The 12,178-nt window shown below is 68.5% G+C and carries 12 protein-coding genes; 5 read left to right on the top strand and 7 right to left on the bottom strand.

Annotated elements, in window-relative coordinates; translation table 11 throughout:
- The first annotated feature begins 5 nt into the window (after window positions 1-5).
- Entirely contained in the window at window positions 6-974 is a 969-nt protein-coding gene (locus QPK29_RS04480; RefSeq protein ID WP_400189728.1) for an amidohydrolase family protein, read from the top strand.
- Here the strand turns inward: QPK29_RS04480 and QPK29_RS04475 are convergent.
- From QPK29_RS04475 to QPK29_RS04465, 3 genes are all read right to left on the bottom strand, one after another.
- A complete protein-coding gene (locus QPK29_RS04475; RefSeq protein WP_371771747.1) occupies window positions 953-1,873 on the bottom strand; it encodes an SDR family oxidoreductase in 921 nt (306 codons plus the stop codon). The genes QPK29_RS04480 and QPK29_RS04475 overlap by 22 nt on opposite strands.
- A gap of 31 nt (window positions 1,874-1,904) precedes the next feature.
- Complete coding sequence (locus tag QPK29_RS04470) at window positions 1,905-2,207, bottom strand: Dabb family protein (RefSeq protein WP_056129654.1); 303 nt, start codon at window positions 2,205-2,207, stop codon at window positions 1,905-1,907.
- 210 nt (window positions 2,208-2,417) lie between these two features.
- Window positions 2,418-2,618, bottom strand: a complete 201-nt coding sequence (locus QPK29_RS04465; protein ID WP_160410347.1) for a DUF1737 domain-containing protein — start codon at window positions 2,616-2,618, stop codon at window positions 2,418-2,420.
- A gap of 125 nt (window positions 2,619-2,743) precedes the next feature.
- Here QPK29_RS04465 and QPK29_RS04460 point away from each other — a divergent pair, with 125 nt between their 5' ends.
- The 3 genes from QPK29_RS04460 (at window position 2,744) to QPK29_RS04450 (ending at window position 6,822) form a co-directional block, all read left to right on the top strand.
- Window positions 2,744-3,826 carry a tyrosine-type recombinase/integrase gene (locus QPK29_RS04460; protein ID WP_371771746.1) on the top strand — a complete coding sequence of 361 codons (1,083 nt, stop codon included), beginning with the start codon at window positions 2,744-2,746 and terminating at the stop codon, window positions 3,824-3,826.
- 96 nt (window positions 3,827-3,922) lie between these two features.
- Window positions 3,923-5,623: an MFS transporter gene (locus QPK29_RS04455; protein ID WP_371771745.1), complete on the top strand. Its 1,701-nt coding sequence runs from the start codon at window positions 3,923-3,925 to the stop codon at window positions 5,621-5,623.
- 149 nt (window positions 5,624-5,772) lie between these two features.
- Complete coding sequence (locus tag QPK29_RS04450) at window positions 5,773-6,822, top strand: glycoside hydrolase family 5 protein (protein ID WP_371771744.1); 1,050 nt, start codon at window positions 5,773-5,775, stop codon at window positions 6,820-6,822.
- An 18-nt stretch (window positions 6,823-6,840) separates the two neighbouring features.
- Here QPK29_RS04450 and QPK29_RS04445 read toward each other — a convergent pair whose 3' ends face one another.
- From QPK29_RS04445 to QPK29_RS04435, 3 genes are read right to left on the bottom strand one after another with little or no spacing between them, the layout of a single operon-like run.
- On the bottom strand, window positions 6,841-7,440 hold the full coding sequence (locus tag QPK29_RS04445; RefSeq protein WP_371771743.1) for an XAC2610-related protein: 600 nt from the start codon (window positions 7,438-7,440) through the stop codon (window positions 6,841-6,843).
- 22 nt (window positions 7,441-7,462) lie between these two features.
- The gene (locus QPK29_RS04440; RefSeq protein WP_371771742.1) at window positions 7,463-8,674 is read right to left on the bottom strand and encodes an MFS transporter; all 1,212 of its coding nucleotides are present in this window, start codon (window positions 8,672-8,674) and stop codon (window positions 7,463-7,465) included.
- 36 nt (window positions 8,675-8,710) lie between these two features.
- On the bottom strand, window positions 8,711-9,241 hold the full coding sequence (locus QPK29_RS04435; RefSeq protein WP_371771741.1) for a TetR/AcrR family transcriptional regulator: 531 nt from the start codon (window positions 9,239-9,241) through the stop codon (window positions 8,711-8,713).
- A 139-nt stretch (window positions 9,242-9,380) separates the two neighbouring features.
- Here QPK29_RS04435 and QPK29_RS04430 point away from each other — a divergent pair, with 139 nt between their 5' ends.
- A complete protein-coding gene (locus QPK29_RS04430) occupies window positions 9,381-10,049 on the top strand; it encodes a hypothetical protein (protein WP_371771740.1) in 669 nt (222 codons plus the stop codon).
- Here the strand turns inward: QPK29_RS04430 and QPK29_RS04425 are convergent.
- The gene (locus QPK29_RS04425) at window positions 10,039-12,126 is read right to left on the bottom strand and encodes a 3-hydroxyacyl-CoA dehydrogenase NAD-binding domain-containing protein (RefSeq protein WP_371771739.1); all 2,088 of its coding nucleotides are present in this window, start codon (window positions 12,124-12,126) and stop codon (window positions 10,039-10,041) included. The genes QPK29_RS04430 and QPK29_RS04425 overlap by 11 nt on opposite strands.
- Window positions 12,127-12,178 lie beyond the last annotated feature (52 nt).

The following is a 12,178-nucleotide window of genomic DNA, read 5'->3' as shown; positions in this document are numbered from 1 at the left end:
GCCGGATGAACGCCAACCGCGCCCTCGCCGCCGCAATGTTTTTCGCAAGTGCGGCGCAAGCCCAGACCATCCCCGCCGGGGACTACCACCAGCACGTGTTCAGCGCGGCCGACATCGCCATGATCGGCCCGTCGGCCGGGCTGGTGCCGCTCGATGCGGACCAGTTGGTCCCGCTGCTCGACGCGGCCGGCATCAGGCGGGCCGTGCTGCTGTCCATCGCGTACATGGCCGGCAGCCCGTCCCGCAAGGTCGACGACGAGCTGGCGAAGGTGCGGATGGAGAACGACTGGACGGCCGCGCAGGCGGCCCGCTATCCGGGCCGCTTGATTGCGTTTTGCAGTTTCAATCCCTTGAAGGCGTACGCGCTGGCGGAACTCGAGCGGTGCGCGAACACGCCGGGCCTGGACCACGGCATCAAGCTTCACATCGGGAATTCGGACGTGCAGCTCGATGATCCGGCCCACGTCGCACGGCTGCGCCAGGTGTTCGCGGCCGCGAACGCGCACGGTATGGCCGTCGTCATCCACCTGCGCGCCAACATCGGCAGGAAGCGGCCGTATGGCGCGGCGCAGGCGCGCATCTTCCTCGACCAGGTGCTGCCGGCCGCGCCGGACGTCGTCGTGCAGGTCGCCCATTTCGCCGGATCCGGTCCGGGCTACGACGATCCGCCCGCGCAAGCCGCGATGGCCGTGCTGGCGGACGCCGTCGAGAACCACGACCCGCATGCGAACAACCTCTGGTTCGACGTCGCCTCGATCGTCGACCGCGACATCAGGCCGGAGACGGCGGCACTGGTGGTGAAACTGATCCGCCAGGTCGGCGTCGGGCGCGTGCTGTACGGGACGGACTCGGCGCAGGGCGCCAACCTGCGGCCGCGCGAGTCGTGGGCCGCGTTCCGGAAACTGCCGCTGTCGCCGGCGGAATTTGCGCACATCGCAGCGAACGTGCCGCCCTACTTTCCCGAGCCGTTTTGACCCTTCATGGCGGCCTGCAGCATGGCCGTGAATTGCGGCGTGGCCGCGTAGGGATCGGCCGGCGGCTGGCCGTGCATGATGGCGTCCGTGCGCTGGGCCACGCCCTGCAGCGCCTGCGGATGCGTGAAGATATAGAAATCGCCGCGGCGGATGCCGTCGAACGTGATGCGGGCCACGTCCGCCGCGCTCGTCTTGCCCGACGCGACGGCCTGTTCCAGCAGCGCCTGGCCCGCCTGCTGGCTGGGCGTCGGCGGCCCGTCGTGACGGAGTTCGCCGGGACGGTGCCGCGCCGAGTGCGCGATTGCCGTCGGCACGAAATACGGGCACAGCACCGACACGTCAATTGCCGCATCGACGAGGCGCAGGTCATGGTACAGCGTCTCCGACAGCGCGACGACGGCGTGCTTCGACACATTGTACGGGCCCATCACGGGCGGCACGAGCAGGCCCGCCATCGACGCCGTGTTCACGATATGGCCCTCGTAGCCGGGATCGCGGCGCGCGGCGTCGAGCATCAACGGCGTGAACACGCGCACGCCGTGGATCACACCCCACAGGTTCACGCCCAGCACCCATTCCCAGTCGGCTTCCGTGTATTCCCAGATCAGGCCCGCCGTGCCGACGCCGGCATTGTTGAACAACAGGTGCACCCCGCCGTAGCGGATCATCGCCGCATCGGCCAGCTCTTCGACGTGCGCGGCCTTGCGCACGTCGCACACCATCGCCAGCACGTCGGCGCCGCCGGCCTGCAGCGTGTCGGTCGCCCGTTCGAGCGCATGCGCATCGACGTCGGCCAGGACCAGCTTCATGCCCAGCCGGGCCGCCTCGTTGGCGAACTCGCGTCCGAGTCCGCTGCCGGCGCCCGTGATGACGGCCACCCGTCCCGCAAAATTCTCCATGGGGCCCTCCCCGTCGTCGTTACTTCACACGTCAGACTTCGTAATCCATGCACTGGCGCCCCTCGCGGATCGCGCCGATGAACGGCACCACCGCCTGGTGCACCGGATGCTTGATGTAGGCGTCGAGCGCGGCCTTGTCCTCGAACTCGGAATACAGCACGACATCGTACGTGGCTTCCAGGCCGGGCTGGGCGATGACGACCTCGAACTTGATCTGGCCCGGGACGATGCTGGCGCATTCGTCCAGGCGGCGCTTCATGTCGATGGCGTTGGCGGCGCGGTCAGCGCCTTCGGCGTGGTCTTTCAATTTCCACATGACGATGTGCTTGAGCATGGATTTCCTTGGTAGTGTACGGTTTTTGACTGGCGCGACGGCCCGTTCCGAGGGATGCCGCGCCCTCATTATAAGAGCGATAAGGCGCGCCCGTCCTCGCCCGTTGTTGGCGGGGTTGGGTTGGTGGCGGGTCGCCTGTCGGTTAGTTGCATAATTCCAGAACAGAGTCGGGCGCCAGTGGTCGCCGGGCGGCTGCCAGGCGGCCGAGGCTTACGCGATCGAGGACCGCTTGCCGGGCCAGATGACGGCCTGTGCCACGATGACGGATTCGCCGTTGAAGGTCGCGGCGGGCGAGCCGTACAGCAGATAGCCCTGCTCGAGGGCCGCGCTCACGCGGCGGCAAAACGTGGCGTCGTCCGGGCCGGTGAGGATACGGTACGCTGGAAGACCTTCGGGCGGATGGTCGGACATGGTGGGCTCCCGTGCAGTGTGCGTTGATGTAAAGATCGTCGAGTATATTGCCGAAACTACAGTCTTGCTGGGCGCAGGGGCCAGTACCTGCGCCGCAAGTCGGTTAGTTGCAGTATGATGGAGCCATGAGCCATCCACCTGCCCTTGCCGACTGGGACAAGCGTCCCGTCGAGGCCTTCGCCGCCTTCGTCGTCACGCCGGAGTTCGTCCTCACGTCCAGCCGCCAGCGCGACGTGCCGCTGCCCGTGTCGAAGGAATCCGCCGCGATATACCGATTCATGTTCGGCAAGTTCGCCACGTGGATGCTCGAACGCGGTCTCAGGATGTCGACCGTGAACGCGGCCGACCTGCGCCGCTTCATCGAGCTGTCGAAGGACGGCCGGCGCGACCTCAACAGCAAGATCGCCTACCGCTACCTGCGCCTGCTGGAGCGCTGCTTCGATTACCTAGACCGCGCGCCGAACCCGGCCCGCCAGGCCATCGTCGCGACGGACCGCGCCCACCTCGCCGAGGACGCCCCGATGACGGCGCTGAACGCGGACGACTTGCAGCGCTTCCTGGCCGCCCTCCCCGCCGGCCGCACGGAAGACATGGAGGGCCACGCCGGCTGGAAGCGCCGGCGCGACCGCGCGATGCAGGTCGTGATGGCGCTCGCCGGCCTGCGCGTGGCGGAAGCCATCGGCCTGCTGCTGGACGAAGTGGGCCGCCAGCCCGACATCGATGGCGCCATCACGCTCGACATCACCCCGGAAGCGAAGCACCGCACGAGCTACGAGCACACGACGACGCTGCCGCAGGCCGGCGTCGCCGAACTGACGGCATGGCTGAAGGAACGGGCGGAGCTCGAGATTCCGGGCGACCTGGTCTTCCCCGCGAACCTGGAAGGCGAGCCGCTGCACAAGGCGACCGTCTACCGGCAGACGCGCGCGACCTTCGAACGGGCCGGCATCGCGGTGTCGCGCGCAGGCGGGCGCACCCTGCGCAACAGCTTCGCCGTCCAGCAGCTCGAACAGGGCATGTCGCGCAGCGAGCTGACGACGGCGCTGGGCCTGGCGCTGGAGCGGTCGACGGAAGCGTACAAATACGCGCGGCTGCATGAGGCGCCGGGCGACGCCTCGCCGGGCGACGCCTCGCCGGGCGACGCCTCGCCGGGCGACGCCTCGCCGGACGACCCCGACGCACCCGATCCATCTGTAAGCCCCGCGTAAGTTTCCAGCAAGCGTGCCGTAAGCTTCCCGGCGCACAGTCAGCAGGCTGCCCGCGCCATCGGGCCGCGCACACAATAAACACGACTGGAGACCACAATGGCAATCAACCCCGGCATGGCCGCGGGCGGCAAATCCACGCCGTCCGGCGTTGGGATCACGAAGGAAGAGCGCAAGGTCATCTTCGCCTCCTCGCTCGGCACCGTCTTCGAATGGTACGACTTTTACCTGTATGGTTCGCTGGCGACCGTGATCGCCAAGCAGTTCTTCATCGGCGATCCGACCACCTCGTTCATCTTCGCGCTGCTCGCCTTCGCGGCCGGCTTCATCGTGCGCCCGTTCGGCGCGCTCGTGTTCGGGCGCCTCGGCGACATGATCGGCCGTAAGTACACCTTCCTCGTCACGATCATGATCATGGGCGGCTCCACGTTCATCGTCGGCCTGCTGCCCGGCTATGCGTCGATCGGCATCGTGGCACCCGTCGTCCTCGTCACGCTGCGGATCCTGCAAGGCCTCGCGCTGGGCGGCGAATACGGCGGCGCCGCCACGTACGTCGCCGAACACGCGCCCGACGGACGCCGGGGCTTCTTCACGTCGTGGATCCAGACGACGGCCACGCTCGGCCTGTTCCTGTCGCTGCTCGTGATCACCGGTGTGCGTGCCGGCATGGACACCGCCGCGTTCGACGCGTGGGGCTGGCGCATCCCGTTCCTCGTCTCCGTGCTGCTGCTCGCCGTCTCGGTGTGGATCCGCATGTCGATGAGCGAGTCGCCCGCGTTCGCGCGCATGAAGGCCGAGGGCCGCACGTCGAAGGCGCCGCTGAGCGAAGCGTTCCTCACCTGGAAGAACGGGAAGATCGCGCTGGTCGCGCTGCTGGGCGTCGTGATGGGCCAGGCCGTCGTCTGGTACACGGGCCAGTTCTACGCGCTGTTCTTCCTCACCAAGACGCTGAAAATCGACGACGCGACGGCCAACATCCTGATCGCGATCGCGCTCGCGCTGGCGACGCCGTTCTTCATCTTTTTCGGCTCGCTGTCCGACCGCATCGGCCGCAAGACGATCATCATGGCCGGCTGCCTGGTCGCCGCGCTGACGTACTTCCCGATCTTCAAGGGCCTCACGCACTACGGCAACCCGGCGCTGGAGACGGCGCTGAACAACTCGCCCGTCGTCGTGGTGGCCGATCCGGCCTCCTGCCACTTCCAGTTCAACGCCACGGGCACGAAGAAATTCCCGTCGTCGTGCGACATCGCCACCGCGCAGCTGACCGCGGCTTCCGTCAGCTACACGCGCCAGGACGCGCCGGCCGGCACCATCGCCAGCGTCAAGGTCGGCGACAAGGTCTACCCGTCGTTCAATGCGACGATGACCGCGGACGGCCTGAACTTCGACCAGGCCAGCAAGGACCGCGAGGCCGCGCTGAAGAAGGACCTGGGCGCCGCCATCAAGGCCGCCGGCTATCCCGCCAAGGCCGACCCCACGCAGATCAACAGGCCGATGATCGTGCTGCTGCTGTTCGTGCTGGTCCTGTACGTGACGATGGTGTACGGCCCCGTGGCCGCGATGCTCGTCGAGTTGTTCCCGACGCGCATCCGCTACACGTCGATGTCGCTGCCCTACCATATCGGCAACGGCTGGTTCGGCGGCCTGCTGCCGACCACCGCCTTCGCGCTCGTCGCGGCCAACGGCAACATCTACTACGGCCTGTGGTATCCGATCGTGATCGCTCTCGCCACCGTCGTCATCGGCACCTTGTTCGTGCGCGAGACGAAAGACAACAACATCTACGCGGCCGATTGACCCAACCGGGGTCAGAGCCCGTTTTCGGGCAATTTCCCAAAACCGGGCTCTGACCCCGGTTTTTGGAAATGTCTCGTTGTCACATGCTTGGCAAGGGGGCGAGATAGCGCTACCATCGACAAACACAACGATAACGATGGAGACTCTTCATGCTCAAGCTGCCGCGCCTCGCCGCCGCCGTCACGCTCACCTTTGTCGCGCACGCCGCGCTTGCCGACGATCCCGCCCCCAACCCGCCGCCCGCCACGTCGCAGTTCAAAGAGATCTCGGCGCACGACCAGGTCCGGCAGCTGGGCCGCGGCGTCAACGTCATCGGCTACGATCCGTTCTGGCAGGATGGCGCCAGGGGCAATTACAAGGAGGAGCACTTCGCGAAGATCAAGGCGGCTGGGTTCTCGACCGTGCGCGTCGTGCTGTTCGCGTTCCGCGCCCTCGACGCGCAGAACCGCCTCGATCCGAAATGGCTGAACCGACTCGACTGGGTCGTCGCCACGGCCACGAAGCACGGCCTCAACGTGATCGTCGACGAACACGATTTCGACGACTGCTCGAAGGACGTCGCCGCCTGCATGCCGAAGCTGAAGGCCGTCTGGAGCCAGCTGGCGGAGCGCTACCGCAACGAGCCGAACACGGTCGTCTTCGAACTGCTCAACGAGCCGCACGGCCAGTTCGACGCGGCCACGTGGAACGCCAGCTTCCCGCAGGTGCTGTCCATCATGCGCAAGACGAACCCCACGCGCAACGTCATCATCGGCGGCGTGCGCTGGAACAGCCGCGACACGCTGAAGGATCTGGCGCTGCCGGCCGCCGACAAACACCTCATCGCCACGTTCCACTACTACGACCCGTTCCCGTTCACGCACCAGGGCGCGTCGTGGGCGGATGAACCGATCCGCTCGACGACGGGCATCCGCTTCGGCAAGCCGGCCGAGATCGCGCAGATCGACAAGGATTTCGCGGCCGTGAAAGCATGGAGCGATGCGAGCGGCCGCCCTGTCTTCCTCGGCGAATTCGGCGCCTACGACAAGGCCGCGATGGACGACCGCGTGCTGTGGACGTCGACCGTCGCGCGCACGGCCGAGAAATACGGCTTCGCGTGGGGCTACTGGCAGTTCTCCAGCGACTTCGTGCTGTACGACTTCAAGAAGAACGAGTTCGTGAAGCCGATCCTGAAAGCGCTGGTGCCGGCGACGCGCTGATCCCGCAGGCGGGCGGCATCAGAATCGCTTCGCGCAGTTCCTGCGCACGCGTTTCCTGCCGCCCGCGTACGTCGTGTCGACGTGCTCGTAACACGAGAACGCGCCGGTGTCCCTGTCGTACAGTGGCCGCACGCTGTATTCGTTCGTCTTGACGAGCCGCCCCTTGCGCCAGCAATAGCGCTCGCCGCCGACATCTTCCGCCCCGCCTTTCCAGTCGCCCGTCACGCAGCCCGGATCGCGGCCGTCGACGCTGATATTGCCGATCGCGGACAGCGCCTCGTTGAACACGAAGCGTCCGCGCACGCGATCGTAGAGGTAGACCGTGCTGCTGGTATTGCCGATGGGTGCGACGTCGCTCGTCACGACGAGGTCCGGACAACCGTCGTTGTCCAGGTCCTGCGCGAACAGCCCGCCGTCGTCGCCGTAGTGGTTCGTCACCCCGTCGAGCACCTGCACGGTCCGTGACGAGCGCGCGTCGACGACGTGGACGCTGCCCGCGGACGGCGCGTCCGCATCCTTCGGCACCCAGCGGAACGCGACCTGCTCGCCGCAACCTCGACCGGCCGCCAGGGCGGCCAAGGGAACAAGACACACCAGCAGAAGGATCGCTTTTTTCAACCAGCCCTCCATCGAGAATCGTTTACGCGGCCGGCGGCAATCCGGCCATCGCGCCGCTGCCCCACGCCCGCATCCGGTTCGCCGCCCACGCCGTCAGGATCGCGCCCGTCAGCAGCACGAGCCGCGTGTCGACGAGCGTCAGCACGGCGCCCGCCGCCGCCATCAGGATGTTCGCGAGGCAGAACGTCGTCGACAGCAGCCCCATGACGGCGCCCTGTCCGTGACCGCCGCCGAAGCGGTCCGCGGCCCACGCCTGCACGACGGCATTGTAGAACGCATGCGGCAGCCCGAACGCCATGATGCCCACGAGGCCCACCCATAGATGGCCCACGCCGAGCGAGCCGATGGCCAGCGCCACGCACGCGGCCAGCCACGCCGCGCGGCGCATCGGTTCGGTGCGGCTGGCGCGGCCGGCGAACAGCGCGGAACACGTCATCAGGCCGCACATGCCGACGTTGACGAGGGCGATCGCGCGCGTGTCGTAATGGCCCACCTCGACGAGCCACAGCGGATAGAACTCGTAGAACGCCGTCACGCCGCACGTGTACGCGAGCTGCACGCCGAACAGCGCGCGCAGGCCGTCGTGGCGCAGCAGGTTGAACGCGTGGCGTTCGCGCGCGACGCTCCACCACGACGGCCCGGCCGCGCGCGGCTTGCGTTCCAGCGCGAAGCCGACCAGCGCCGCGCCCAGCAGCAGCGCGCCTGCGGCGATGTAGAACGGGATCGTGAGTCCCCACACGATCGTGAACCCGGCCAGCAGCGGCCCGACGAGCCAGCCCAGGTGCAGCGCGCCGTTCAGCCACGACAGCGCGTGATTGCGCAACGGGCCTTGCAGGCGGTCCGCGAGCATCGCGCGCACGATCGCGCTGTGGCCCTCCAGCAGGCCCGTGCCGAAGCGGGCGACGAGGAACAGCGGATAGGAGCGGCTCGCCAGCGCCCACGCCGTCAGCACGTGCCCGATGGCGGCGCCGACGGCCGTCACGAGCAGCAGCGGCCGGCGGCCGTAGCGGTCGGACAGCGACCCGAGCACCGCGGTGCCCAGCAGCAGGCCGATCGGGTTGACCATCAGCGCCAGCGCGAACAGCAGCTTCGGCGGCAGGCCGAGGAAGTGCGTCAGGCTGTCCGGCGCGCCGTTCACGAACAGCGGCGGCAGGATGGGATAAGGCAGCGACGCGCCGGTCGTGGACAACAGTCCGAGCAGGCAGGCGGTCGCGATCAGGAGGGCGTTCTTCATGGCGGACAGCCTAGCACGGCGCGCACCCTGAGCGCATCAGGGGCATCGGCCCGGCGTGGCCGCTGCGGCGGACAATCGCGCGAGTTCCTCGGCGAGCACTGGCGCCGGCACGCCGCCGCCCTGCATCCACAGTGCGAGCGCCGCGAACTGGCCTTCCGCGCACGCGAGCGCGCGCACGTCCGCGCGCGGGCCCACCACGCCGCGGGCACGCAACCCGGGCAGGATCCGCGCCGCCAGCAGGCGCGCGATGCGCGAGCGCAGCGGCTGTTCCAGCAGCACGCGCACCGCGCCGGACCGTTCGCGCACGTGTTCGATCAGCGCCAGCAGGGCCGCCGGATCGGGCGGATCGGCCGCCAGCACGCGCAGCGGCCAGTCCATCGACGCGGCCAGCAGGTCGTCCTTCGTACGGAAATGTTCGTACAAGGTGGAGCGGCCGAGATCGGCGCGCTCGGCCACCGCCGTCATCGCGACGGCGTCATAGCCCTCGGCCATCAGCAGTTCGATGAACGCCCCGACGGCGGCCTTGCGCGTGCGCTGCCGGCGCCGGTCTTGCACGACTTCTTCCATCGCATCTCCATGAGCGGACATCAGCGGGCGTAACGGGACATCCAGGCGGTTTTGTCCGCTAACGGACGGCGCGGCCACACCATCCGCCAACGCGACGCCCGCCGCTGGTCCAATAGGGTTTTCGACCGAAAGGACCGCCATGATAGCAGCCGACCGCACGCCCCGTTCCATCCCGCCCGCCGCCTGGGCCCTCGCCTTCGCGGGAGCCGCGATGGTCGCCCTCCTGTTCCACCATCCGGTCGTCGCGCATGGCACGGGCTACGCCGACACGCTGGCCGCGCTCGTGCGCCTGGGCGACCGCGCCGCACGCGTGCACGGCGCCCTGTTCGTCGCCTGCGGTTTCCTGCTGTACGGCGTGATCGCGCTGGCGCAGACGCTCGGCCCGCGCCGTCCCGCCATCGTGTTCGGCGTCGCCTGCCATGCGCTGGGCTGCGCGGCCGTCGGCGGCGCGATGCTGGGCGACGGCTTCATCACGTCGAGACTCGCCAGGGTCGCCATCGAGCAGGGTTGGCCGCACGACGCCACGGCCGCGGTGTTCGCGCTGCTCGCCATCGCGATCCAGGTGCTGACCAAGGCGGGCCTGATCGGCATGGGCGTAGGCATGTGCTGCCTGTCGTGGGCCAGCCCGCGCGCGGCAGACGGCAAATGCACGCTGCTGGCCGCGCTGGCGCTGCCGGCGGGCCTGGGCACGGCGCTCGCGGCCGCGAGCGGCCTGCGCATGCACCCGCATTCGCTGATGCTGCTGACGGGCGTGCAGGCGCTGTGGTACGCGGGCGCCGCGCTGACGTTATGGCGTGTCAGCCGTTGAAGGTCTTGCCCTCGCCCGCCAGGCGGACGAGCAGCGGCGCCGGCGTCCACGCCTCGCCGTGGTAGCCGCGCGCATACTTCTCGACGGCCGCCAGCACGGTCGGCAGGCCGACGGTGTCCGCATAAAACATCGGGCCACCGCGGAACAGCGGGAAGCCGTAGCCGGACAGGTAGACCATGTCGATATCGGATGCCCGGAGGGCGATGCCCTCTTCCAGGATCCGCGCGCCCTCGTTGACCAGCGCGTACACGAGGCGCTCGACGATCTCCTCGTCGGAGATGGCGCGGCGCTCGATGCCCAGGTCCTGCGAATGCCGCACGATCATGTCGTCGACCCACGGCGACGGCCGCGGCGTGCGGTCGCCCGCCTGGTAGTCGTACCAGCCGGCGCCCGTCTTCTGGCCGAAGCGGCCCTGTTCGCACAGCAGGTCGGCCGTCTTCGAATACTTCAGGTCCGGCGACTCCACGGCGCGGCGCTTGCGGATGTACCAGCCGACGTCGTTGCCGGCCAGGTCGCCCATGCGGAACGGTCCCATCGCGAAGCCGAAGGCCTCAATGGCCGCGTCGACCTGCTGCGGCAGCGCGCCTTCGTCCAGCAGGAAGCCGGCCTGGCGGATGTACTGCTCGACCATGCGGTTGCCGATGAAGCCGTCGCACACGCCGGCGACGACGCCCGTCTTCCTGATCTTCTTCGCCAGCGCCAGCGCGGTCGCCAGCACGTCCTTGCCGGTCGCCGCGCCGCGCACGATTTCCAGCAGCTTCATCACGTTGGCGGGGCTGAAGAAGTGCAGGCCGATGACGTCCTGCGGGCGCGCCGTGAACGCGGCGATGCGGTTCAGGTCCAGGGTCGACGTGTTCGACGCGAGGATGGCGCCCGGCTTCATCGCCGCATCCAGCTGGCGGAACACGGACGCCTTCACGTCCATGTCTTCGAACACGGCTTCGATGACGATGTCCGCCTGGGCGATGTCGGCGTAATCCAGCGTGCCGCGGATGAGATCCACGCGCTCCCCGGCCTTGTCCGCCGCCAGCTTGCCCTTCCTGACCGTGTTCTCGTAATTCATGCGGATGGTGGCCAGGCCCTTGTCGAGCGCTTCCTGCTTCGTCTCGAGGATCGTCACGGGAATGCCGGCGTTCGCGAAATTCATCGCGATGCCGCCGCCCATCGTGCCGGCGCCGACGACGGCCGCGCTGCGGATCGCGCGGACGGGCGTGTCGGCCGGGACATCCGGCACCTTGCTCGCGGCGCGCTCCGCGAAGAACGCATGGCGCAGCGCCTTCGATTCCGTCGTCTGCGTGAGATGGATGAAGCGCTCGCGCTCGAATTTCAGGCCCTCTTCGAATGGCTTTTCGACGGACGCCGCGACGGTCTCCACGCATTCGACGGGCGCCGGGAACGGCCCCGCCGCCACTTTTACGCGGGCCCGTGCGGCGGCCAGGAAGCCCGCCGCATCCGGATGCCCGACCTGGCGGTCGCGCACCTTCGGCAGCGGCCGCACGCCGGCGACGCGGCGCGCGAACGCGACCGCGCCCGCGACGACGTCGGAGCCGGCCGGCAGCAATTCGTCGAACAGCAGGGTGCCGGCCAGCTTGTCGGACAGCACCGGCGTGCCCGTCACGATCATGTCCAGCGCCGTCTCCAGGCCCAGCACGCGCGGCAGGCGCTGCGTGCCGCCGGCGCCCGGCAGCAGGCCCAGCTTCACTTCCGGCAGCGCGATCTGCGCACCCGGCAGCGCCACGCGGTAGTTGGCGCCCAGCGCCAGTTCCAGGCCGCCGCCCATGCACACCGTGTGGATCGCGGCGACGACGGGCTTCGCCGAATTCTCGACCGTACGGATCAGGGTGTGCAGGGTCGGTTCCGTGAGCGCCTTGGGCGAGTTGAACTCGCGGATGTCGGCACCGCCCGAAAACGCCTTGCCGGCGCCCGTGATGACGATGGCCTTGACGGCCGGATCCTGCGCGGCGCGATCGAGGCCTTCGACGGCGGCGGTGCGCGTCGCGAGGCCGAGGCCATTGACGGGCGGGTTGTTCAGCGTGATGACTGCGACGTCGTCGATGACCTGGTAGTCGGCGCTCATGGGTCTCCTTGCATGGGTGTGATTGTCGGTGGCGACAATATAACCGTTAAAA

Origin of the sequence: Massilia orientalis (genome assembly GCF_030411975.2) — a bacterium.
Taxonomy (GTDB): domain Bacteria; phylum Pseudomonadota; class Gammaproteobacteria; order Burkholderiales; family Burkholderiaceae_D; genus Telluria; species Telluria orientalis.
The sequence above is the reverse complement of the archived record's forward strand: the minus strand, read 5'-3'. Positions and strand labels throughout refer to the sequence as shown.